At 66.3% G+C, this 23,050-nt stretch carries 23 protein-coding genes and 1 tRNA gene; 8 read left to right on the top strand and 16 right to left on the bottom strand.

From position 1 onward, the window contains the following. Position 1 precedes the first annotated feature (1 nt). Positions 2–1,567, bottom strand: a complete 1,566-nt coding sequence (locus NGM06_RS08175) for a class I adenylate-forming enzyme family protein (RefSeq protein WP_254269797.1) — start codon at positions 1,565–1,567, stop codon at positions 2–4. 131 nt (positions 1,568–1,698) lie between these two features. On the opposite strand from NGM06_RS08175, the gene NGM06_RS08170 reads away from it, so the two are divergent. Together NGM06_RS08170 and NGM06_RS08165 are read left to right on the top strand one after the other, a co-directional pair. Beyond that, the gene (locus NGM06_RS08170) at positions 1,699–2,475 is read left to right on the top strand and encodes an SDR family NAD(P)-dependent oxidoreductase (RefSeq protein ID WP_254269796.1); all 777 of its coding nucleotides are present in this window, start codon (positions 1,699–1,701) and stop codon (positions 2,473–2,475) included. A 229-nt stretch (positions 2,476–2,704) separates the two neighbouring features. After that, the gene (locus tag NGM06_RS08165) at positions 2,705–5,284 is read left to right on the top strand and encodes an efflux RND transporter permease subunit (RefSeq protein WP_254269795.1); all 2,580 of its coding nucleotides are present in this window, start codon (positions 2,705–2,707) and stop codon (positions 5,282–5,284) included. 263 nt (positions 5,285–5,547) lie between these two features. Here the strand turns inward: NGM06_RS08165 and NGM06_RS08160 are convergent, their stop codons facing one another. The 10 genes from NGM06_RS08160 to NGM06_RS08115 all read right to left on the bottom strand — a co-directional run bounded on the left by NGM06_RS08160 (position 5,548) and on the right by NGM06_RS08115 (position 14,551). Then, positions 5,548–6,504, bottom strand: a complete 957-nt coding sequence (locus tag NGM06_RS08160; protein ID WP_254269794.1) for a hypothetical protein — start codon at positions 6,502–6,504, stop codon at positions 5,548–5,550. Between the two features lie 76 nt (positions 6,505–6,580). After that, positions 6,581–7,333 (bottom strand): adenosylcobinamide amidohydrolase, encoded by a 753-nt coding sequence (locus NGM06_RS08155; protein ID WP_254269793.1) that lies wholly within the window; start codon positions 7,331–7,333, stop codon positions 6,581–6,583. After that, positions 7,320–8,381 (bottom strand): aminotransferase class I/II-fold pyridoxal phosphate-dependent enzyme, encoded by a 1,062-nt coding sequence (locus NGM06_RS08150; RefSeq protein ID WP_254269792.1) that lies wholly within the window; start codon positions 8,379–8,381, stop codon positions 7,320–7,322. Before NGM06_RS08150 ends, NGM06_RS08155 begins: the two co-directional genes overlap by 14 nt. Next, positions 8,368–9,423 carry a nicotinate-nucleotide--dimethylbenzimidazole phosphoribosyltransferase gene (locus NGM06_RS08145; RefSeq protein ID WP_254269791.1) on the bottom strand — a complete coding sequence of 352 codons (1,056 nt, stop codon included), beginning with the start codon at positions 9,421–9,423 and terminating at the stop codon, positions 8,368–8,370. Before NGM06_RS08145 ends, NGM06_RS08150 begins: the two co-directional genes overlap by 14 nt. Then, positions 9,420–9,989 carry an NTP transferase domain-containing protein gene (locus NGM06_RS08140; RefSeq protein WP_368410465.1) on the bottom strand — a complete coding sequence of 190 codons (570 nt, stop codon included), beginning with the start codon at positions 9,987–9,989 and terminating at the stop codon, positions 9,420–9,422. Before NGM06_RS08140 ends, NGM06_RS08145 begins: the two co-directional genes overlap by 4 nt. Beyond that, positions 9,974–10,837 carry an adenosylcobinamide-GDP ribazoletransferase gene (gene cobS / locus NGM06_RS08135; RefSeq protein ID WP_417439921.1) on the bottom strand — a complete coding sequence of 288 codons (864 nt, stop codon included), beginning with the start codon at positions 10,835–10,837 and terminating at the stop codon, positions 9,974–9,976. Before cobS ends, NGM06_RS08140 begins: the two co-directional genes overlap by 16 nt. Continuing rightward, positions 10,828–11,805, bottom strand: coding sequence for an adenosylcobinamide-phosphate synthase CbiB (cbiB, locus tag NGM06_RS08130; RefSeq protein ID WP_254269790.1), 978 nt, complete (start codon positions 11,803–11,805; stop codon positions 10,828–10,830). Before cbiB ends, cobS begins: the two co-directional genes overlap by 10 nt. Beyond that, the gene (locus NGM06_RS08125; protein WP_254269789.1) at positions 11,802–12,425 is read right to left on the bottom strand and encodes an HAD family hydrolase; all 624 of its coding nucleotides are present in this window, start codon (positions 12,423–12,425) and stop codon (positions 11,802–11,804) included. The genes cbiB and NGM06_RS08125 overlap by 4 nt, the downstream gene beginning before the upstream one ends. A 500-nt stretch (positions 12,426–12,925) precedes the next feature. Beyond that, the gene (locus NGM06_RS08120) at positions 12,926–14,128 is read right to left on the bottom strand and encodes a M24 family metallopeptidase (protein ID WP_254269788.1); all 1,203 of its coding nucleotides are present in this window, start codon (positions 14,126–14,128) and stop codon (positions 12,926–12,928) included. Positions 14,129–14,209: 81 nt separating this feature from the next. Then, the gene (locus NGM06_RS08115) at positions 14,210–14,551 is read right to left on the bottom strand and encodes a hypothetical protein (protein WP_254269787.1); all 342 of its coding nucleotides are present in this window, start codon (positions 14,549–14,551) and stop codon (positions 14,210–14,212) included. Positions 14,552–14,633: 82 nt separating this feature from the next. On the opposite strand from NGM06_RS08115, the gene NGM06_RS08110 reads away from it, so the two are divergent. Further along, positions 14,634–15,179, top strand: a complete 546-nt coding sequence (locus NGM06_RS08110; protein WP_254269786.1) for a redoxin domain-containing protein — start codon at positions 14,634–14,636, stop codon at positions 15,177–15,179. A gap of 3 nt (positions 15,180–15,182) precedes the next feature. Here the strand turns inward: NGM06_RS08110 and NGM06_RS08105 are convergent, their stop codons facing one another. Further along, positions 15,183–15,701 (bottom strand): DUF21 domain-containing protein, encoded by a 519-nt coding sequence (locus tag NGM06_RS08105; protein ID WP_254269785.1) that lies wholly within the window; start codon positions 15,699–15,701, stop codon positions 15,183–15,185. Between the two features lie 81 nt (positions 15,702–15,782). After that, a complete protein-coding gene (locus NGM06_RS08100) occupies positions 15,783–16,220 on the bottom strand; it encodes a GNAT family N-acetyltransferase (protein WP_254269784.1) in 438 nt (145 codons plus the stop codon). Between the two features lie 144 nt (positions 16,221–16,364). Between NGM06_RS08100 and NGM06_RS08095 the strand changes: the two genes are divergently transcribed. Both NGM06_RS08095 and NGM06_RS08090 read left to right on the top strand, forming a co-directional pair. After that, positions 16,365–16,934, top strand: a complete 570-nt coding sequence (locus NGM06_RS08095; protein ID WP_254269783.1) for a PepSY domain-containing protein — start codon at positions 16,365–16,367, stop codon at positions 16,932–16,934. Positions 16,935–17,618: 684 nt separating this feature from the next. Beyond that, entirely contained in the window at positions 17,619–18,047 is a 429-nt protein-coding gene (locus NGM06_RS08090) for a hypothetical protein (RefSeq protein ID WP_254269782.1), read from the top strand. A gap of 78 nt (positions 18,048–18,125) precedes the next feature. Here NGM06_RS08090 and NGM06_RS08085 read toward each other — a convergent pair whose 3' ends face one another. The 3 genes from NGM06_RS08085 to NGM06_RS08075 all read right to left on the bottom strand — a co-directional run bounded on the left by NGM06_RS08085 (position 18,126) and on the right by NGM06_RS08075 (position 20,320). After that, a complete protein-coding gene (locus tag NGM06_RS08085) occupies positions 18,126–19,595 on the bottom strand; it encodes a HEPN domain-containing protein (protein ID WP_254269781.1) in 1,470 nt (489 codons plus the stop codon). 78 nt (positions 19,596–19,673) lie between these two features. Next, positions 19,674–20,072, bottom strand: a complete 399-nt coding sequence (locus NGM06_RS08080; RefSeq protein ID WP_254269780.1) for a hypothetical protein — start codon at positions 20,070–20,072, stop codon at positions 19,674–19,676. A 174-nt stretch (positions 20,073–20,246) separates the two neighbouring features. Next, a tRNA-Tyr gene (locus NGM06_RS08075) sits at positions 20,247–20,320 on the bottom strand. A 271-nt stretch (positions 20,321–20,591) separates the two neighbouring features. Between NGM06_RS08075 and NGM06_RS08070 the strand changes: the two genes are divergently transcribed. The 3 genes from NGM06_RS08070 (at position 20,592) to ftsZ (ending at position 22,859) form a co-directional block, all read left to right on the top strand. Then, the gene (locus tag NGM06_RS08070; RefSeq protein WP_254269779.1) at positions 20,592–21,254 is read left to right on the top strand and encodes a double zinc ribbon domain-containing protein; all 663 of its coding nucleotides are present in this window, start codon (positions 20,592–20,594) and stop codon (positions 21,252–21,254) included. A 186-nt stretch (positions 21,255–21,440) separates the two neighbouring features. Beyond that, a complete protein-coding gene (cdrS, locus tag NGM06_RS08065) occupies positions 21,441–21,623 on the top strand; it encodes a transcriptional regulator CdrS (RefSeq protein ID WP_254269778.1) in 183 nt (60 codons plus the stop codon). 3 nt (positions 21,624–21,626) lie between these two features. After that, complete coding sequence (gene ftsZ, locus NGM06_RS08060) at positions 21,627–22,859, top strand: cell division protein FtsZ (protein ID WP_254269777.1); 1,233 nt, start codon at positions 21,627–21,629, stop codon at positions 22,857–22,859. The last annotated feature ends 191 nt before the right edge of the window (positions 22,860–23,050 follow it).

Below are 23,050 nucleotides of genomic sequence, written 5' to 3'. Positions count from 1 at the left end.
GTCAGCTCTCGCCCTCCTCGCCTTCGACCAACTTGAACTTCTGGACCTTCCCGCTCGCGGTCCGGGGCAACTCCTCGACGAACTCGACCTCGCGGGGGTGCTTGTACTCAGCGAGGTTGTCCAGACAGAACTGCTTGAGTTCCTCCGGCGTCACGTCTGTCTCCGGCGTAGGCACGACGAACGCCTTGACCGTCTCGCCCCGGCGCTCGTCCGGGATGCCGACCACGGCGGCGTCGGCCACGCCCTCGTGCTCGAAGAGCAGTTCCTCGACTTCGCTGGGGTAGACGTTGTACCCCGCCGTGTTTATCATGTGCTTCTTCCGGTCGATTATCTCGTAGTAGTTGTCCGCGTCGCGCCGCGCCACGTCGCCGGTCCGGAAGTAGCCAGCCTCGGTGAACGCCGCGTCGTTCGCCTCGGGCAGGTCGTGGTACCCCTCCATCACCTGCGGGCCGCGGACGAGCAGTTCGCCCTCCTCGCCCGGCGGCACCTCCTCGCCGCTTTCATCTACTATCTTGCAGTCGGTCATCCGGAGCGGTTGTCCGATAGTCCCGAGTTTGTGGCCGAACGTCGTCCCCGCGCCGGTGTGGGTCGCCGCCGTCGTCTCGGTGAGACCGTACCCCTCCCACGTGTCCACGCCCGCGACCGACTCGAACTCTTGTTGGACCGCGACGGGCATCTTCGCGCCGCCCTGTCCGGTCTCGCGCAGACTCGACAGGTCGTACTCCCCGAACGCCTCGTGGTTGACGAGGTCCACGTACATCGCCGCGACGCCGATGAATCCGGTGATACCTTCCTCCTCGATAGTCCGCATGGCGTCCTCGGCGTCCCACCGCGAGGGGTCGCGGACGTAGACAGCGCCGCCCCGAATCAGCGTCTGCCACGTCGAGTGGACGAAGCCCGTGATGTGGTACAGCGGCAGGACCCCGAGACTGCGGTCCTCGTCCGGGTCCACGTCTACCAGTTCGAACCCGGAGAACGCCTGCGCGCGGAGGTTGCGGTGCGTGAGCAGGACGCCCTTCGGTTCGCCCGTCGTCCCGCTGGTGTACGGTTGGAGCGCGACGTCGTCGCTCTCGCGCTCGACGGTGGTCGGGTCGCCGTCCACCTCCGGGAAGGGAACGTCTCCCTCGGGGACTGCGTCGGGGTCGCCCACCGTGACGACCGTCGGACTGCGGTCGGTCTCCCGGAGGGCGTCGGTCAGGTGTTCGCGGAGCGCGGCGTGGGTGACGACGACCGACGCTCCGGTGTCGCGGAGCTGGTGGCCGATTTCGCGGGCCTTGTACTGGGGGTTCATCGGGGACGCGACCGCCCCGGCCTTGAGCGTCCCGAGGGTGGCCACGACGTACTCCGGGCAGTTCGGCAGGTAGAGTAACACTCGGTCGTCGGTTCCGGCTCCGTGTTCGCGCAGTCCGCCCGCGAACCGCGCCGAGCGGTCCCGAAGCTGTCCGTGAGTGATTTCAGCGCCGTGCATTTCCAGCGCGAGGTCGTCGGCGTGGCGCTCTGCGGTCTGGTCGTGGAGTCGCGCGACGTTGCCCGAACGTGCGTTCTCGCCGAACGCGGACTTGTCCATGCGATATAATGACTAGCATCGTAGATTAAGATAACGATTGCAAACACCACCCCATATTTATTAACAGCGGGCGAGAATTGTAGTGCGTAGTTAACAATGGTAACGCCAATCCACTCCGCGGAGGGTCGCGCATGAGAGAGCAGTTCGGCGTCGCCGACGACACCGCCATCGTCACTGGGGCGTCGAGCGGTATCGGCCGGACCATCGCCGAGCGGTTCGCCGACGACGGCGCGAACGTCGTGGTCTGCTCGCGCGAACTGGAGAACGTCGAACCGGTCGCGGAGGGCATCGAGGACAGCGACCGCGAGGGAAGCGCGCTCGCGGTCGAGTGCGACGTGACCGACCGCGACGCCGTCGAGGCGCTGGTGGACGCCACCGTCGAGGAGTTCGGCGGCATCGACGTACTGGTGAACAACGCGGGCGCGAGTTTCATGGCCCCGTTCGAGGACATCAGCGAGAACGGGTGGGAGACCATCGTGGACATCAACCTCCACGGCACCTACCACTGCACGCAGGTCGCGGGCGAGCGCATGCGCGAGGACGGCGGCGGCGCGGTCATCAACCTCGCCAGCGTCGCGGGCCAGAAAGGGTCGCCCCACATGAGCCACTACGGCGCGGCCAAGGCGGGCGTCATCAACCTCACCTCGACGCTGTCGTTCGAGTGGGCGAGCGACGACGTACGGGTCAACTGCATCGCGCCCGGGTTCGTCGCCACGCCGGGCGTCGAGAGCCAGATGGGCGTCAGCGCCGACGACCTCGACCGCGACGAGGTCGAGCGCCGCATCGGCACCACCGAGGAGATAGCCGACATCGCCCAGTTCCTCGCCAGCCCCGCGGCGTCGTACGTCGTGGGCGAGACCATCACCGCGGCCGGGGTCCCGCGCATCATGGAGACGCCCGACGTGTAGGTGCAGACGCCGCGTAGTCGGTCGGCGAAGCGAGGAGAGTCGCGCCGAGACGGATAAACCTTTCCCGCGATTGCGTCGCCAGCAACTCTGGGTGTTTTTATACGGTGTCCGGGGTCGCAGATTGCGGTGTACCGATGAGCGACTCCGTACGACGCGACACTGACCCGCCGCGCGCTGACGGCGCGCGGCGGCGGTATCGACGCGCAACCGACCACCCGCGGAGGAGACGATGAAGAGACTGTTCGAGAAGTCCGCCCGGTTCGTCACCGACCACAGCCTCGTGGTCGTCCTCGTGATGCTGCTGCTGACGGCCGGAGTGGGCGCTGGCGTCACGAAGCTCCAGATGGGGAGTACGGTCGGCGACAGCGACGCCATCGGCGATACCGAGGTCGCACAGAAGTACGACTACGTCAAGAACAACTACGCCCAGCGCAACGACAGCAACGGCTCGCCGACGCCGGTCTACGTCAGGGACGACGACGGTAACGTCCTCTCGAAGGCGTCGCTGCTCGACTCGCTCCGCTACCAGCGGGCGGTCCGGGACAACGAGTCGGTCGCCGCGGCGCTCCCCGACCGGGGCGGCGTCGTCGGCGTCTCGAACCTCGTCGCGACGCGACTGGCCGGGGGTCGGTCCGCTCCGCTGAGCGACCAGATAGCGGCGCTCGAATCGGCGAGCGAGACCGAAGTCGAGGCGACCGTCGAGCGCACGCTCGCGGCGGGGTCGCCCGCGCTCGACCTGATGCCGAAGGAGTACGAACCCGGCACCGCGAGCGCGACGAGTCGCCGGATGGTGTTCCCGTTCGAGAGCGTCGGCGAGGACGGCGGCAGTGACGCCAGCGGGCGACCGCAGGGAACGCCCGCGACCCGCGCGCTCTACGAGCAGGCCGAGGAGACGGGCGACCACTTCACTGCCGGTCCGCACGCGCAGATGGTCGCGAACGAGCAGACCCAGCAGGACACCTTCGAGCTGATACTCCCCGCCGCGCTCGCGGCCATCCTGCTCGTCCTCGCGTTCTCCTACCGCGACCTCGTGGACGTGATCGTCGGCTTCGTCGGCGTCGTCCTGTCGGTCCTCTGGATGTTCGGCATCCTCGGGTGGCTTCAGATTCCCGCCGGGTTCACGCTCATCATCGGCCCGGTCCTCATCGTCGGGTTGAGCGTGGACTACGGACTCCACGTCTTCATGCGCTACCGCGAGGAGCGCGGCGAGGGCGAGGGCGTCCGCGAGCCGATGGCCCGGTCGCTGTCGTCGGTCGCGGTCGCCGTCGGTCTCGTCACCGTGACCACCGCGGTCGGCTTCATGTCGAACGTCACCAACGAGTTCGACCTCATCAAGGACCTCTCGGTCGGCATCACGCTCGGGGTGGTCTCGGCGTTCGTCATCTTCGTGACCATCGTCCCGGCGCTGAAGGTGACCGTCGACCGCCTGCTCGAACGCGTCGGATTCGACCGTCGCAAGCAGTCGCTCGGCAAGACGCGACTCCTCGAACCCCTGCTCGCCAGCGGCGCCGACCTCGCGCGGAAGGCCGCGCCGGTCGTCATCGTCCTCGCGCTCGTGGCGGGCGCGGCGAGCGGATTCGCGTGGACCGAACTCGACCGCACGGCGTTCCAGCAGGGCGACGACGAGGTCGCCGAGTGGAAACAGGACCTCCCCGGTCCGCTCGCGTGGGAGGTCACCGAGGAGGAGCGCAACAGCAACTACGTGAGCGAACGCTACCGCTCGGCCGACGAGAGCGACCGCCGGATGTCACAGGTTCTCGTCGAGGGCGACGTGACGGACCCGGCGACGCTCGAACGCCTCCGGGACGGCCGCGAGCGCGCCGCCGACAGCGACGTCGTCTTCGAGCGCGCTGGCGAGGTTCCGTTCGTCACGCCCCTGACCGTGATGGAGTCGGTGGCCGCCGAAGACGAGGCGTTCGCCCAGACGTTCCGCGAGGCCGACACCGACGGCGACGGGGTGCCCGACCGCGACCTCGAAGCGGTCTACGCCGCGCTCTACGACGCGGCCCCCGAGCGGGCGAGTCGCGTCGTCGAGCGGACGGACAGCGGGGCGGGAAGCGCCTCGAAGGCGAGCGGTGGTACCGCGAGCAGCGAGTTCCGGTCGCTCCGGATGGTCGTGCCGATCCAACCCGACGCGAAGTACGAGACGCAGGCCGACGAGATGCGCGCAGTCGCGGCCGCGGTCGAGGGCGACGGCGACGCGCTCACCGCGACCGCGGTCGGATCGGCGACCGTGAGCGAGGCCGAGTCGGCCCAGACCGCCGACAGCATCCTGACTACGCTGGTCGTCGCGCTCGCCGCGGTGTTCGCCATGCTGATGGTCGTCTACCGACTCGCCGAGGGGAGCGCCTCGCTCGGCGCGGTTACGGTGGTTCCCATCGCGCTGGTCACCGCCTTCGTCGTCGGCGGGATGTACCTGCTCGACGTCCCGCTGACGCTGCTCACGGCGCTGTTGATGAGCTTGATAATCGGTCTCGGCATCGACTACAACATCCACATCAGCGACCGGTTCGCGCAGGAACTCGACGCGGGCCGGGACGCCTACCGCGCGCTCCGAGAAGCCGTGACGGGGACGGGCGGCGCGCTGTTCGGCAGCACGCTGACCTCTACCGGTGCGTTCAGCGCGCTCATACTGCACCCACACCCGCAGATCCAGAGTTTCGGGACGCTCGTCGTCCTCGCGCTGACGCTCTCGTTCGTCGTGAGCATCTTCGTCCTGCCGAGTCTGCTGTTCGTCTGGACGCGCTACGTCCGCGCGACTCCGAACACGGAGTCGGCGGGTCCCACGCCCGCGGGACAGCAGGACTGACCGGCCCTCTACCGTCGACCTGACTCCCGCTGCTGGCGGGGCGTCTGCCGTCCGCCGGCGAACGCCAGTCGTCCGCAGTTACTCGCTTCGGCCCCTGCGAACGCGTCTCGGTTTCGGCGCTCTCCGCTGTTCGGGTCCCCCGTTTCGGCCTTCCATCGGGTCGAACCCCGTCTCGACTCGGTACTGTCGGCCCCCTCACGTGCCGCGCCGGCGGAGTCGGGCCGCGTCTTCGGGCGGCGCGGACCGCCGCTTTCGCCCCCCGATTATTCAGACGGGTTCTCTCGCCCCGCGTACCGTATCGTGAGGAACTTTCGGCCGAACAGCCACATCTCGTGGGTGGCCACGATGGCGGCTTCGTCGCCGTCAACGTCGTTGAACGGGTCCGTGCCAGGGAAACCGGCGGAGGCGGGGCACACCCGGAACCGCTGGTCGAGGGGGAGCGAGAGCGCGCCGAGCGGCGTCACCAGAAACAGACCTTCGTCGCCGTCGGCGTCGAGGGTCGTCAGTTCGATACCGTCGCCGAGGTTCTGAGGCCGGAGGACGGTACTCAGGTTCGCGCCGGGAAGCGGGACGGCGACGTTGACGTACGTCGTCCCGTCGCGCTCGTGGTGCGCGTAAATCGCCACGAAGACGGCTTCGCCCGCCACGTTCGTCCGGACCCACGCTCGCGCGCCCTCGCGGGGGTCGGCGTCCGGGTCCACGCACGCGAACCGACCGTCGAGTTCGCGGACCCGCGAGTCGCCCGAGGGCCCCGATTCGCCGGGACCGGGGAGGTTCAACTGCCGGAGGCGACTGGTGGCCGCGCTGGCGAGCGCCGCGCCGAGGCGGAACGGGCGGTGCCAGCGCACGTCGTAGGCGAGACGGTAGTCGGCGGTGCGCTCGTAGAACGACCGGACCGAAGGGGCCACAGCGTCCGGGTCGAACGCGGGACCGGCGTACTCGCTCACGTCGTCCATCTCGCCCGCGATTTCGCCGTCGGCGTCTCGGGGGTCGTCGCTCCCCCCTCGACGTTCCGAGGCGCTTCGCGCCTCGCTGACGATACCTCGGCGCTCGGGGTAGTCCGCGCCGACGCGCCATCCCGCGGTGAGGGGACTGAGCGGAACGCCCCGTGCGCGTTCGGCAGAACGTCGCAGCGCCCGGACGAGGGCAACCAGCGCCGCGAACGCGATGGCGAGCGCGGCGACGACCAATCTCGTCAGTGGTCGGTTTCGGCGGGCCATGTCGGTCCGTGGGCCTCCTAGAAGGTCAGTACAAGGGTCTCGATTCGCCAGGTCCTTCGCGGACTCCGAATCGGACTCACGGCGTGAACACGGTCGCGCGTCGGGTCGCGGTGGCGCCGTAGTCGGCGTCGGCGACCGACTCCGGAATCGTGGCGTCGGTCGCGTCGCCGTAGCGCGATTCGAGTCCGGCGCGCACCGCCTCCCGGACGCAGACCCGCGCGCAGGCCCCGACTTCCGTGGCGCTCCCGGAGAACGTCGTCTCCTCGCCCGCGGGGTCGCAGGCCGCGACGACGGCGTCGCTCGTCGTCCCGGGAAAGCCGGTCTCGGCGAGCAGGGTCGCGGTCTTGGCCTCGACGGCGACCGCGAGCAGGTTGGGGAGCGCGCCGGGCGCGAGCGCCCGGTCGGTCCCGACGACGACGTTGACGGTGCCGATTTCGGGGCCGGAGTCGAAATCGGAGTCGGACGCGTCCGAGTCGGAGTCCGACGGACCGCCGTCGCCCTCGGCGGGTTCGCCGTCGGGGTCCATCGGGAGCGCGGCCGGGTTCGAGACGCCCGCGGTCGCCACCGCCGAGACCGGCCCGCACCGCGCGCCGCGGGCGTGGCGCAACGCGACGCCGGTCAGGAGCGCGGGACCCGGGTCGTCGAACCCCGCCGACCGCCTGCGCTCGGCGAGGTAGGCGTCGAGGTCGGTCCGGTCGAACCCCTCGGGCACCGAGACGTTGTAGGCCGCGTCGGCCCGCCACTCCCCGCCGTCCCACCCGGTCGAGAGCCAGCGCGCGCCCTCGCGGCCGACTCGGAGGACGCCCTCGCGGGTCTCAGTCTCGAACATCGGACAGCACCTCCAGCAGGCGGTCGTTCTCGTCGGGGGTCCGGACCGCGACCCTGACGTGGGCGTCCAGTCCGCGGAACGTCGTCGCGTCCCGGACCGCGACCCCTCGCTCGCGCGCCGCCGCGACGAGTTCCGCGGGCGACTGCTCGCCGTCTTCCGGCCCGCCCTCGCGCAGGTCGAGCAGGAGGAAGGGGGCCGACGAGGCCGATAGCGGCGGCGCGTCGGGGGCGTAGACGGCGAAGTCGTCGCGGAGCGCGTCGGCCATCCGGGCGCGCTCCCGGCGGACGCGCTCGCGGGTCTCGGCGACGAACGCCGACTGGCCCAGACAGTGCGCGCCGACGCGGGCCGCGGGCGTCCCGAGACTCCACGCCCGCCGGGCGATGGCGAGGTCGTGGCCGAGGTCGCCGGTCGCCGCCGCGAACCCGGCCCGGAGGCCCGGCAGGCCGAACAGTTTGGTCAGCGAGCGCGCGACGACGACGCCGTCGGTGCCCGCGAGCGAGGGCCGGTCGGTGAACCCGAGGAACGCCTCGTCGGCCACGAGCAGGGCGTCGGCGTCACGGCACCGCGCCGCGAACGCACGGAGCGCATCGGGGTCGTAGGCGTCGCCGGTCGGGTTGTTGGGGTTGCAGACCACGGCCGCAGCGTGGTCGGCGGGGTCGGCGTCGAGGAGTTCGTCGTGAGGGACGAACTCGGGGTCGCCGCCCTGCAAGCGAATCTCGCGGGCGTACTCGCCGAAACTCGGGTACGGAACCAGCACGGAGTCGCCGGGCGAGACGCGGACGGCGAACGCGAGTCGGAGCGCCGCGAGACCGCCCGGCGTGGGGACGACGTCGCCGGGGTCGCAGTCCGCGAAGTCGGCGGCCGCCGCCCGGAACTCGGGGTAGTCGTCGTTCGGGTACGACCGGGCCGCGTCGAGCGCGTCGGCGTAGACTTCGGCGACGCCCTCGGGCGTCCGGGGGTTGGTGTTCGCGCTGAACTCCAGCAGGTCCGGGTCGTCGCTCCCGCCGTGGGGCACGCGGTCGGTCTCGCGGACGCTATCGGGGTGCATCGGCGGTCTCCGAGTCGGTCGGGTCGGCCTCGCCGTCCAGCAGGTGGTCGTACACCGACCGAATCCGGTCGCGGACGCGGGCCATCTCGATTCCCTCGCGGTCGGCGAGCGCCAGCGCGCCGCCCATGCCGACGCCCTCCTTGGCCTCCCCGGCGACGTACCGCGCCATCGCGGGGGAGTCGGCCGCGTCGAACCCGGGGTCGGTGACGGTCAGGTCGAAGTCGAAATCGACGGCCGCGGCCCGGAGGTCGGCGGCCGGGTCGTCGGCGACGAACTGCGTCGTGGCCAGCGAGAGGGGCGCGTCGAGTCCGGCGTGGCGCGCCAGCGCCGCCACCGCGACCATCTGGGTGCCCCCGGCGAGCGTGACGCGAGTGCCCGACTGGGCGGCCCCGACGACGAACCCGGCGGCGCTCGCCTGCACGGGATCGCCCGCGCGCCGGACCGCGAGACGCGGGTCGCCCGCGGCGTCGCCCGGTTCGAGACCGCTCGCGTCGAGCGCCTCGGCGACCACCTCGCGCTTCTGGTCCACGGGATTGTCCGGCAGCGACGACGAGACGCCGAACTCCTCCCCCAGCGCGGTCAGGACGCCGAGCGCGGTGGTAGTGCCGCCGGGAATCGTCTCGGCGACCAGCACCTCCTCGTCCGGAATCCGGCGGCCGAACTCCCGGGCGGCGGCGAAGGCCCCCGGCGCTGTCGAGACGGGGTCGGACGCCCGGACGTCCTCGCCGGGTCGCGCGCCCACCGTCACCGTGGGCGCGGCGGTGGGTTCGGCGAGTCCGGCGTCCACGACCGTCGTCTCGAAGTCCGCGAGTTCGCGGACCGCGCGGGTCACGACCGCCGGGGTCGGACATCCCGAGGGACTGACGGGGACCACCGGCGCGCGGACGGGTTCGCCGTACTCCAGTATCTCGGCGTCGGCGCTCGGCGTGTGGACCATCACCTCGGGGTCGGCCCCCGCGGCGCTCAGTCCGTCGATTTCGGCGGTCCGGGTCGTCCCGGCGAACAGCACCAGTCTCGTCGGAGCGCTTCCGTCCTCGCTCATAGCAACTCCTCCGCGAGGTCGGCGTCCGACAGTCGATTCACGTTCACGGCCAGTCGTGCGTCGTAGGTCTCGTACATGGTTTCGGTTTCGGTGTCGGGGTCGGCGACGACGTTGACGCCGGTCGGCGCGAGTTCCCGGCCCTCGCGCTCGAACGTCGTGTCGATGCTCGCGCCGAGCGCGCGCTTGAGCGCGGCCGGGACGCAGACCGTCAGCGACCCCTCGGAATGGCTCCGGAGGACCGCGTTCACGGCGTCGGCGTCGAGCAGCGGCAGGTCGGCGGCCGCGGTCAAGACCGGCGGTTCGACCGCTTCGAGAGCAATCTGCAAGTCCGCGACGTAACCCTCGCCGGGCGTCTCGATTGCGGACAGCGAGTCGCGTTGCGCGACGAACTCGCGGGTCTCGGGCGCGTGGGGGGAGACGACCGCGTGGACGGTCTCGACGGCGCTCTCGGCGAGGGCGTCGGCGACCCGGGCGACCATCGGCCGCCCGCCGACCTCGAACAGCGGTTTCTCGGTCGGGGCGTCGAGTCGGGTCCCGCGCCCGCCGCACATCACGAGAGCGTCCACGCGACCACCCCCAGATGGAGGCCCGCGATGCGGGCGAGTTCGTTCGCCGCGCCGAACACGTCGCCGTTGACGCCGCCGAGGTTCGCCCGCGACCACCGCAGGAGCGCGAGCGCGACGGCGACCGCTCCGGCGAGTGCGGCCGTTGAGGCGGCGACGAGACCGGCGGCGGACGCGCCGAGTGTGACAGCCGGGAAGCCGACGGCCGCGAGAGGGGTGACGAAGCGGCCGAGACCGACGACCGGAGCGGCGACCGCGGCCGGAGCGACCAGCGCGACCGGGGCGTTGTCGGTGAACGCCGACCCGAGGCCCTCGAACGCGGGGTCGCCGAGGCAGGCCAGCGCGGCCATCCCGAACTTCGCGCCGACTTCCGCGGCGACGACCACCGTCACGGCCGCCGCGAGGGGGAGACGGGCGAGCGCGAGCGCGGCGAGCGCGAGTCCGACGACGACGAGACCGAGCGCCAGCACCGCGCCGACGCCGACTTCGGTGTCCTTCAGGACCGCGCGGCGCGCCTCCGGGTCACCGTGGACCGCCGCCGCGTCGCCGAGGTCGGCCACCCCGTCGGCGTGGTTGATTCCGGTAACGGCGTAGAGCGCGAGCAGATAACCGAACGCGACCGTCGGGGCGGGAACCGGGACGAGCGCGGCCGCGAGGAACGGCGTCGCGGCCAGCGCGCCCACGACCCATCCGGCCAGCGGGAACGCCGCGGGGGTCTCGCTGAAGGCGGTCCACGCCGACTCGCTCCGGCCGGTCGGAATCCGAGTGAGGAAGCCCAGCGCGCCCTTCGCCGCGGTCAGACGGCGGCCGACGAACTCGCGGGTTCGACTCGCGACGGCGGTCAGAGCCACGCGACCACCTCCGGCAGAAGCACTGTGGCGACCCCCGCGAGGAGTCCGGCGAACAGGAAGGCGAGGACGCCCGCGACCGAGACGACGCGAATCGCGGCCCGCGAGGTTTCGACCGACGGCAGAGCGCCGCCGGGGTTCAGCACGTAGACGCCCGGCTTTTCGAGGCGCGAGTCCACGACCGCCGCCAGCGTCGCCATCGGCCACCCGGAGTTGGGCGAGGGCGGAGCGTCGGCCCACCGGCGGGCGGCGAGGAGCGAGGCGGGGAGCGACGCCGCGAGCGCGAGCAGGACCGCACTCGCGCGTGCGGGAATCCACATCGTGAGGTCGTCGAGGCGGGCGCTCGCGGTCCCGTGGGACACGTCGAGGTAACCCAGCATCGAGTCGAGGGTGTTGACCGCCTTGACCCACGCCGCGGCCGCGGCCCCGGCGGCCAGCGAGAACGGGGCGAACAGGGCGAACGCCAGCAGCGGGGCCACCGCGCCGTCGGCGAGGTTCTCGGCCGCGCTCTCGACCGCGGCGCTCCGGACCTCGCCCGCCGAGAGGTCGGCGGCGTCCCGGCCCGCCAGCCACCGCAAGCGCTCGCGGGCGGTCGGCAGGTCGGCGTCGGACGCGGCGACCACCTCGGCGGCCTTCGAGGAGAGCATCCGGAGACTCGTCGCGGCGAAGACGGCGAGTCCGGCCGCGGCGACGCCGAGGGCGGGGTGGAGGCGAGTCGCCAGTCCGACCGCCAGCGCGACCGCCGCGGCCGCGAACAGCGGGAGCGCAACCGCGACGGCGAGACCGACCGTTGCCGGGTGCGACCACTCGCGGTCGAAGCGAGCGACCAGCGACCCGAACCACGCGACGGGGTGGAGTCGCCGGGGCGGTTCCGCGACGGCGGCGTCGAGCGCGAGCGCGAGCGCCACCGTGGCGGCCGGTAGGACACCAGCGGCGGCCGCCCCGACCGAGACGCCGCCGGGCGGGTTCATCGCCGACCCTCCAGCCAGTCGGGGAACGCGGTCAGGGGCACGTCCGAGACGAGGACCGCCTCGCCCCCGCAGTCCGCGATACCGCCGTCGGTCTCGGGGTCGTCGCCGACGTGGACGAGGTCGGCGACCGGGACGCCGAGGCGGTCGGCGCAGGTCTCGAAGGCCCGCGGGTCGGGCTTTCGCCACCCGCAGGCGACGCTGGTGACGACGGCGTCGAACGCCTCGCGGTCGAGGTCGGAGCGAATCAGCGCCGTGCGCGCGAGTTGGGGCACCGCGCAGTTCGAGAGGACGGCGACCGGCCCGCGCTCGCTCGCGGCCTCGACCGCCTCCACCGCGCCCTCGCGGGTCTCGACCGCGGGGTCGAACGCCGAGACGACCGCCCGGCGCGCGGCGTTGCCGGGGGCCTCGGCGCCCCTGCTGGCGAGCGCGGCGCTCACGTGAGCCATCAGCGGGACCTCGGCCCCCTCGGGCGCGTCGACGTGTACCTCGCGGTAGGCGTCGGCCCAGTCGTCGGGGACCGCCACGCCGCGCTCGCGGAGTGCCGCGCCGACGGCCTCGGCGGGGTCGGCGGGGCGCTCTGCCTCGACGAGGGTTCCGAACAGGTCGAACGATACTGCCACTACGCCGTGATTAGTGCAAACTAACTTGAATCGCTCGGACTCGGCGTTGTTCGCCCAGTACGTGCTGGCACGGTATGCCGCGCCCTCGTCGCGCGCGAGACGAGGGCGCAGGGAGAACGACCGAAGAGACCGGCGACGGAGAAACGTTAGGGTGCGGCCTGCGGTTGCGGTGCGAGGCGGTGCCGTTACGATTGGTTGGAGCGCGCGGGTAACGTCCCCCTCTCGCAGACTAGCGACGAGTTACGTTCTATCGACGCTACTGGAAGGGCATTGCACCGCATAGCAACTAACCAGAGGAAATCGACGAAGGAGCTAGCTACTGCTTGAGCCGAGGAGTCACCGCACAGCACCGCCGCCTCACTCCGCCCCAGCCTCGTCGGCCGCCCGAACGTGGCCGACTCCCTCGCGCGCTCGGCGCGGCACGAGGCCGCACCGGCACGCGCCGAGATGGATTGGTCGCCGAGTAGCTGTCGGGGAGAGTAGTCGCCGAGACGGGAACACTACTCCACGCTGATGACGTTCGATTTGAGGTCCCGCGGGAAGTAGGTCAGCCAGTCCACGCCGTCCTCGGTGATGGCGATGGTGTCCGAGTGGCGGTAGCCGTACTCGTCGGTGTAGATGCCGGGTTCGATGGTGTAGATGTGGCCCGGTTCCATCTCGGCGTCGCGCTCCTCGCGGCCCTCGCGCTCCTCGCAGTGGTCGGTCCACCCGCGGTCGATGTAGGGCGGTTCGTGCGCGCCCAGACCGATGTTGTGGCCGACGTGGTGCTGGGCGAGGTCCGTGACGCCCTGCTCCTCGAAGAAGTCCCAGACCTGCTCGTCCACGTACGACAGCTCGACGCCCGGCCCGAGCGCGTCGATGGCGACGGTCTGGGCCTCCAGCATGAGTTCGAAGTAGTGGGCCTGCTCGTCGGTGGGTTCGCCGAGGAACATCGTGCGCTCCAGTTCCGAGTGGTAGCCGTCCACGTTCGCGCTCGCGCCCGTGACCAGCACGTCGCCTTCCTGCAGGCGGCGGTTCGCGGTGTGGCCGTGGGGCAGGGCGGTCTGCTCGCCCGTGATGAACCCCGCCATCGCCGGGCCGTCGCCGCGCGTCCGCGGGACGTACTCGTCGCCCAGCGTGTCGAGCATCGCCCGCGAGGCCTCCATCGAGGCGCGCTGGCTCACCGTCGCCGGATGCTCGCCGACCTCGGTGAAGTCCGCGAGGTAGCGATGGGCGAGGTTCCCCCAGCGCGCGGACTCGCGGACCAGTTCGACCTCCACGTCGGACTTGGCCCACCGCATCCGGTCGATCCAGTTCTGGGTCTCGACGTCCACGAACGCCGAGAGCGCTGGCCCCTCGTACCCCATCACGCCGGGCGCGCCGTCGGTGTCGGTGGCGACCGATTCGACGCCGAGACCCGACAGCATCTCGGCCGCCGTCTCGACCGGTTCGCCGCCGGGGTAGTCGAAGTAGTGGTGGACCGCGTCGATGCGCGAGTTGGCCTCGACGCGCTCGACTTCGAGGCGGGGCACGGTTATCTCGACGCGGTCGTCGGTCACCGCGAGGACGACCGGGCGCTCGGTCTGGATGTGGTCGAAGCCGGTCAGATATTCGATGCTTGTCGCGCCGAACCAGACTCCCGCGTCCGCGCCGGTCTCCGCGATGCGGTCGCGGACGGCGGCGAGTCGGTCCTGAAACTCGGCGTCGGGTACGCGCGTCGGCATACGGACCGAACCACGCAATCCTATCGGTTAAACATTGACGTGTGGGCAACCCGGCCGGACTGCCCCGCCTCGCCGTGGGACTCACCCCCGGGGAAGGTTCAGCCCCACCCGGAGCAGAACCGCGTACACCGCGACACCGAAGCGGAAGAACAGGCCGAAGACCACCGTGAACAGCAGCGCGAGACCGACCGCGGCCAGCGCCCCGCTGGCGGTACTCGACCGCAACCGCGACACCTCCACCGCGACCGTCGCCAGCGACAGCAACGCGCCGACGCCGCCCGCGACGTACGCGCCGAGCGAGAGGCCCAGACCGAGTCGCCGGTCGAGGAACTCGGTGGTCGCGCCGAGGTCCCGCGCCAACCCCCCGTAGAAGCCGACCAGCGCCACGACGACCAGCGCGTCGGCGAGCAGTGGCGATACCATGCCAAGCGCGTTGGCTTCGGCCGTGATAAAGGGGTCGGTGTCTGACGTAATTTTAAACCCACTTGGAGAGATACGTCGGACGATGGGAGATTCGGCCGGTCCGGCAGTCGGTTCGCACGCCCCGGAGTTCACCGCACCGCTGGCGACGCCCGACGGGTCGGTGTCGGACGTCTCGCTGTCGTCGCTGCTCGACGACGGGGCCGTCCTGCTGGTGTTTCAGCCGACCGACTTCGAGTTGGGTTCGTTCGCCGAACGCCACGCGCTCGGCGAGTACGACTGGTTCACGACCGACGACCGGGTCCGGGTCGTCGGGGTCAACCGCGCCAGACCCCGGACTAATCGGGAGTTCGTGGACTACCTCGACGTGACCTACCCGTTCTGCTCGGACCGGGACCTCTCGATAGCCCGGTCGTACGGCGTGACCTATCGCGCGTTCGGAATCGCCCCGCGGGCGCGCCGGGCCTGTTTCTTCGTGGACCGCGACGGCGTCGTCCGGTATCGGTGGGTCGCCGACCGGAACCGAAGCGGTCGCGCCCGTCCGCAGATTCGGGACCTCTACGAGGTCGTGATGGACGTTCTCGGGAAGCCAAACCCCGAGAGCTTCGGATTCGGAGACGGCGTCCACTGACGGTCACTCGTCGAGATACTGCTCCTCGATGTCGGCGTCGCCGCCGAGGCGGCGACTCGCGCCCCGAGTAACGCCGTCGAACAGCGTCACGAGCGGGGAGAGGACGCGCTGGACGAGCGTTATCGGGCCCGCGATGTCGAGCGCCCACGCCTCCGCGTTCCCGAGTCCGTACGACTTCGGGATGATTTCGCCGAATATCAGCACTATCGAGGTGACGACGAGCGTGGCGACGGTCACCGCGATACCCGGCGGAAACGCGTCCACGAGCAGGACCGTGACGACGCTGGAGATGGCGACGTTCACGAGGTTGTTGCCGACGAGGAGCGTCACGAGCAGTCGGTGGGGGTCGTCGCGGAGTTTCTGGAGCAACACCGCGTGGCGGTCGCCTCCGGCCGCGCGTTCGGCCACCCAGTCGACGGACAGCGAGAAGATTGCCGTCTCACTGCTTGAGAAGAACGCACTGAGCGCGAGTAATACGACGACGGCGACGGCGGCGAGCGCCGTCGTGACGGATTCGAGCATCGTTCCCGACCACGGAGGTGAGGCCCTAAAGGTACTGGAAGACGGTCGGCGTTCTCAGAGTCCGCGTCCAGTCGTCACCCTTCACTCGCTCCGCTCGCGTCGGTACTGGAGCCACTCCCCGTCCCGACCGACCGTCTCGAACCCGTGTCGCTCGAACAACCGCTGGGACGCGGTGTTCTCGGCGCGTATCTCGGCGGAGAGGGTCCGGTCGCTCCCGTCGAGCGCCTGCTCCAACGCCGCGGAGGCGAGTCCCCGTCCCCAGAGGCGCTTCTCACCGATGTAGATACCCACGTCGCCGTCTGCCGCGACGGAAACGACTCCGACCGGCCTCCCCAGATACTCGATCATCAGGTCGTCGCGGTCCGCGGGGCGGTTCCGGAACCACTCGACGTGGTCGTGCCACTCCAGTTCGTCGTCCTGCTCGCGGAACCAGCGATAGATGTCCGGGTCGTTTCTCCACCGGTAGATGCGGTCCACGTCCTGACGGGTCGCGGGACGGAGCGATACCGACCGAGGCATACTCCAGACCAACCCGTCTACCCTCTTATAATTGGCTCCTCCTTTGAACCGACGACTCGGGGTCGGCGACCGACGGCACGGAACGGCCGTCAGTCCTTTGCGGTAGTCCGCACCACTACCGACGACGGTCAGTCGGTGAACTGAATGACACGCTATCCACGGTTCGTGCTCGGACTCGCCGTCCTGCTGGTCGTCGGCGCACCGGTCGGAGCGGCCGCTCCGAGCGCCGTGTCCCACTCGTCGGAAGAGCGAGCCACGAGTCCCGCGCCGACGGTCGAAGAGACCGCCCGAAACGTGACCGCAGTCGATGCGATGGTCGCCGCCGAGAACGAGACGAACGGGACGGCCATCGGCGTGGAACGCGAACGCAAGGACGGGACGCCGGTCTGGGAGGTCGAAGTGCTGCGCGAGGACGCGGCGCGGTTCGAGGTAGACGTCCACGCCGGGACCGGCGCGATACGCAGCGTCGAGAACGGGGGCGTCCTCGTGGGCGGTGCTTCCGAGGGTCTCCTGCCCGCCAATCGGACCCGCAACGTCTCGGAGATGCGCTCGGCCGTCGAAGCGGTGGAAGTCGTCCGGAACCGGAGCGCGACGGTGACGAACGTCTCGCGGGTGTCGCTCGAAATCGAGAACTCGACGCTCGTCTACGAAGTCGAGTATTCGACGCCGGACGGTGAGAGCGAGGTTCACGTCGCCGCCGTCCCTCGAACGTGAATCGTGAGGTGAAGAAGTCCGCTTTTTCCGAGTGACGTTACTAGACAATTCACGTTCTCTATCAGGCGACGAACACTGCCGATAACGAGTGCGTTCTAGTATTTCGTCAACACGTGTCTCGTTGGGTGGAGACGCTGGAGGAACACGGGCTTCTGAAGCATCTCGAAACGGCGTCTACGTCATCACCGAGCAGGGCGAGAAGTACCTCGATGGCGAGCTGGACACGGCCGAAGACGCACCGGACGATTATACCAACGGAGTCGAGAACAACAACGGTCACCAGACGGGAACGCCAGAGGAGGGATAATTCGTGCCACCTCGGAAGTCAGCAAGATGGATGCAGCAACTCGAGGACCGAATCCTCGAACACCTGAACGAGGAGCCGTGGTCATCGCCGTCAGTGATGAAGTCACTTCCGAGGCTACGAGCGTCGAAGCGACGGATTTGAGAGCGTTGTAAGGTACTGGCGTCAACAGGACTCATCGCGCCAGTTCACGGAGAGATGTACGAGATTACGACATGGGGGATGCGGTACTTGGAAGGGAAAATCGACGCGCAACATCAACCAAGGCCGAACCCGCGCGTACTTCGTGGATAACTTCTCGGTAATTTAAAGTGGCTAGTTTTGAGAGGATAGAGCGATTAGAGATGAAGTTAGACTCATATTTAGCGAAAAACGAGTCCGTGACGAAGGAGGTCGAGGCGTTCGAGAGCGTTGATGCAGTCTCAGACAGTAGAAAAGGAAAATTGGCCTGTACGCCGAATCGGGTCGTGTACGTCCAAGGAGAGAATGTAATTGATATCTCGCTCAACGGAATCAATTCTATCGAGTTCAGCGCACCGTCGTATCCGAAAAGTTTCCTCTATTGGGGCGGAGGCTTCGGCGTATTGGCTTTTCTTACGGGGGTTGCCGAGTTCGTAGGTGATTCTTCAATACCGGACCTGATGCTAGCGATTGTATTCTTCGGATTAATTAGCCTGGCAATTCTCGTTGCTGGACAGTTTCTGAAACGGTCTACGATAAAGTTCAGAACTCCGAATACGACATACACGTTTGCGTCGACCGATAGAGCGATTCAGGATATTGCTCACGCTGTTCGCGGTCACGAGTAAATACCCCACAAGGTGGGTAGGTGGGTGGGTCGGTTGAAGCTCATCTGAGCTAAGACACTTTCATACCATTTATTAGAATTAGTCATCATATTCATTATTTCCCAATTCAAACGAAGCAGTTTCCCAAACCGCTTGGTCAAGTTTTTGATTTATTTGTGTAATACTTAGAGAGTATTCGTTAATAAGGTCGAAATATTTGATTATCGATTTAGCAAGCAAGAGTCTATAATCAGATATGTTCTCTTCTGACGAGACCGCATCAATCTCCTGGAATTGGTCATCTTGTTGTATTTCTGTAAGTTCACGGTCCTGATGTACAATCTCTCCACGAGTATAATACAAGTTCTTGAACAAGTTGCGTATCACTTCGCGATCGTAGTCGACAAAGTCCTCAAGTAGGAGTCCAGCACGCAAACCTAGTCGAAAAGAATAGGAGGAATTTTTCGGTACATCGCGTAATAGAGTAGATTCAAACGCTATAACTATATCAACGATTTTGTCTTCAAGATTGTGCTTCAAATAAGATTCATTAAATCGACGAAGTGCCCCTGAAAGTTTACCTGCTTTTTCTTCTGCTTGAGATAGATTTAGGTAGTTTCTGTATTCCGACCAAAACTCCCGGAATTCACTCTCGTTATCGAGGCTTTGCCAATTTCTTGGGTTTACCCCTGAAGTCGGGTTTTCAATAGGAGAGACACCAACGCAATCTTCAATTCCTTCTCGATAGGTCTTACCTGTTTTTTCTATCATATATATTTTCCCAGAATGAATCTCTGAGGATGTAGGTGAAAATAGCCTCAAAGAGGTTATTATCGATTCAACCAATTTATTAGTCAATAGTGAGCCATTAAATTCGATTCTAATGATACTCTTCCAATCGTAGCCATAACTTCGTAAGGTTGATTTCGTGGCGAAATTGTTTTGAGAAGATCTTATAGCGGCTAATTCGGAGTCAGTAATATCATCAATCTCTATGGAGATATTTTCTATATCTGCATTATTCAACCAGCTAATGTCTTCTTCTAAGCTAATGGAATCTTCAACTTCTAAATTACTTATTGGGAGTATGTGCTTTTCCCAAGTTTTCTTATCATATCTCTCCCCAAAGAAATCCTCAAAGGCCCGATCGTAATCATCACTATCGAAGTCATATGATCCAGCATAGTCTAATACTTGACCTGCAAAAGAACTAAAGTCAGATTCGTATTGTGTGATGATTTGGTCCATTTCAGCCTCTTCAGCCTTTATTGATTGATATGAGATGTGGTCTTCTTTTTCGATCTTCTTAAAGATGCTTTTCTGATTATATGAGTTTCCAGATGTGATAAACCACTTTGCTAAATCACGGAAGAATTCGGGGCGTTTCTCCTCATAAAACTCTGGTAGTTTGCTCATATTAGGAATTTCTTGCTTCTCCATTCCCTTCTCTCCGGGAATAAAATATTCCGATGTCGGTATTTTACCATCTTCTTGCTCTTCAATATATGATGTGTAATCTTCAACAGCCAGTTTAAGTTTCTTTCTTAGTTCGAAGTTAATTTCTTGCATGCAACCTTAATCGTATCACGTATTATTAAGCTTTCTGCATTAGAGAAACATAATGATAGTTGTATCCTTATTTTACATCTAGGAAGATATCCGATGGAGTAGCTGTGACCAGTTGAGGTCAAGTGAGAACAAATCGGACTCCAAATCCCACGACCATGGCGCGGCGTCGTTAGGGTCGTACTCGGTCCCGGTCGGCTCTAAATTCTCAACGGAGCCACCGAACAACGAGTCAGCAGGCATATCGGCGTCGGCAGGCCACCGCTCGAAGAAGTCCACGACCTTCTTCTCGCGCTTGAAGTACGGCATTGTCGAGAGCCGCTTCGCCTCGGGGTGGAGGTCCTTCCCGGAGTGGCAGATGAGACCGCACACGTCCACGCCAATCTTGGCGAACCGCTTGGCGAGCGGCGTCCATTGGGTCGCCACCTCGTGGCGGTAGGTCCGAGCGTCGAAGTGCGTTGAGGCCTCGTCGATGACCACGAACGGAAAATGCGTTTCTGAATCGTGGACTCGCTTCGCTCGTCGTTGTAAATTCGGGAGAAGTCCGCTCTTTCCGATTTGAACGTTGTGAGACGTTCCGGGCGTGCGGCCTTCGGCCGTTCCGGGACTGCGGCTCACAGGCTCAAATCGCGTCGATCGGATTTGTAGAACAAATCCGCCCTCCCCGATTTGAACGGGGGGCAAGTCGATCTACAGTCGACTGCTCTACCAGTCTGAGCTAAGGGCGGGCACGCAGTTTCACGTAGGTGCCCTGCCAGACTTAAGGGTTATTATTCGGTGAGAGCGCGTCGCCTGCCACCGAGTCACGTCGCCGTTCAGTGTTCGACCCCGACACCCCCGGTGACCATCGGATGAGGTCACACGTTACGCGGCGTTCTGAACGACAGACGGACCGGAAACCTCCCGACGGCCGCCCGTCTCCCATCGTCTTCCGCTCGTCGGACATGTTTGGGGAAGATTGAAATAGGTTGGTCGTAAACCTGTGGGTCGAACTGGCACATGAGCAAGATAACGTTCCGCGCGGACGAGGAACTGGTCGAGCGCATCGAGGCCCGCGACGCCTCGAAGAGCGAGATCATGCGGGAGGCGCTCCGCGAGTACCTCGACGCGTCCGACGACGCGAACCGCGCCCGTCGCAGCCCCACCGCGGACGCGGACCGCGTGCGCGACGTACGCCGAGCGACCACCTCGGAGGGTGGCCACGGCGAGCGCCGAAGTGCCGACAGGATCGACGACGTCCTCGCGCAGCGCGTGGACGAACTCGTCGCCGAGCGACTCGCCGCGTGGGAGGCCAGCGAGCGCGAACGCGACCGCGGCGAGCGCGCACGAGACGTGAACGTCAACGTGACGCTCGACACCGATGCGGCCCGAACCGACGCGTCGGCCGACCGGCACGCGAACGCGTCTGACGAGTTGTCCGACGGACGCCCGCCGGAACGCGCCGCCGACGCGGACGGCCGCGAGCCGTCCGACGAGACAGAGAACGCCTGCGGACAGTGCGGCGAGTCGCTGTCCGACGACCACGTCTACTGTCCGAACTGCGGAGAGAAGGCCGCACGACGGGTCTTCTGTGAGTGCGGTGACGAAGTGCGCTCCGACTGGGGGTTCTGTCCGAGCTGCGGCCGCCGAACGCCCGCGGCCGACGTTCTCGACCGGTCGTAAGACAGTGTTTTACGACGGGCGTTAACTATTTAAGTTTTGACTATGTGGATAGTGGCACGTAAGACGGTCGTCTTACACGTCGCCCCGAAGACGGGAATTGTCCCGTGTTGAGGGCTAACAAAGTGTAAGACAGGACGCGCTGGAAGTCGCGTGCCGTCTTACTAACAACAGGGGAAATTACAAAATATGGAGCGTGTGACACTGCGCATTCCGAAACAGCAGATAGAAGAGGTCGAACAGATGGTCGAGACGGGCGAGTTCCCGAACCGGAGCGAAGCGATTCGGGCCGCCGTTCGAGACATGTTGAACGAACACGAAGAAGAACAGACCGAGCAGACCGCGAACAAGCGCTCGTGGGCGAAGGTGTAGACCATGCAGGATATCGTTCAAGACGCCCTCGAGAACGCCGAGGAAGAGAGCCGCGAGATGGACGCCTCGACCGACGGCGACGAGTTCGGCGACCCCCGAATCGTCATCGTCGGCTGTGGCGGTGCGGGCAACAACACCGTCAACCGACTCTACAACATCGGCGTCGAAGGCGCTGACACGGTCGCTATCAACACCGACAAGCAGCACCTCAAGATGATCGAGGCCGACACGAAGATTCTGGTCGGCAAGTCCCTGACCAACGGACTCGGCGCTGGCGGCGACCCCTCGATGGGCGAGCGCGCCACCGAGATGGCGCAGGGCACCATCAAGGAGGTACTCGGCGACGCGGACCTCGTGTTCGTCACCGCGGGGATGGGCGGCGGCACCGGCACCGGTGCGGCCCCCGTCGTCTCGAAGATCGCCAAAGAGCAGGGCGCTATCGTCGTCGGGATGGTCTCGACGCCGTTCAACGTCGAGCGCGCACGCACGGTGAAAGCCGAGGAGGGCCTCGAAAAGCTCCGCAACGAGGCCGACTCCATCATCGTGCTGGACAACAACCGACTGCTCGACTACGTCCCGAACCTGCCCATCGGCAAGGCGTTCTCGGTGATGGACCAGATCATCGCCGAGACCGTCAAGGGCATCTCGGAGACCATCACCCAGCCCTCGCTCATCAATCTCGACTACGCCGACATGACCTCTATCATGAATCAGGGCGGCGTCGCGGTGATGCTGGTCGGCGAGACCCAGGACAAGAACAAGACCGAGGAAGTCGTCCGCGACGCGATGAACCACCCGCTGCTGGACGTGGACTACCGCGGCGCGTCCGGTGGACTCGTCCACATCACGGGCGGTCCGGACCTCACGCTCAAGGAGGCCGAGTCAATCGCCTCGAACATCACCGAGCGACTCGAAGCCAGCGCGAACGTCATCTGGGGCGCGCGCATCCAGGACAACTACAAGGGTAAGGTCCGGGTCATGGCCATCATGACCGGCGTCCAGAGCGCGCAGGTCCTCGGTCCGAGTACCCAGAAGCAGGCCGACAAGTCCCGTCAGGAGATGCGCGACGTGGACGCCCAGTCGTTCGACGCCAGTCAGAACGTCGAAGACGCCGGAGGTCTCGGCGGAACTGGCGGTACCTCCCGCGAGACCAACGAGTCCGCGGAGTGGGGGACCAAGAGCGACGGCGGTCAGGACAAGGTCGAGCAGAACAACGGTCTCGACGTGATTCGCTGACGGCGCTTCCGTCTTCCGACGAATCGTGCGTTTTGGCTCTTTCTCGCAGTAGGTCGGACGCGTAGCGGCGCGTCGCTCGTTCGAGAGTTGCGTCTGTTCGCCGTTCGATAGAACACCTAGCGGGTTCCGCGGTGTCGAAGATAGACTCCAGTGGTCTCTCTCACCGGGCGGACGCGAAAGGTCCCCACCGA

It is taken from the genome of Halorussus aquaticus, from assembly GCF_024218795.1.
Taxonomy (GTDB): domain Archaea; phylum Halobacteriota; class Halobacteria; order Halobacteriales; family Haladaptataceae; genus Halorussus; species Halorussus aquaticus.
The sequence above is the reverse complement of the archived record's forward strand: the minus strand, read 5'-3'. Positions and strand labels throughout refer to the sequence as shown.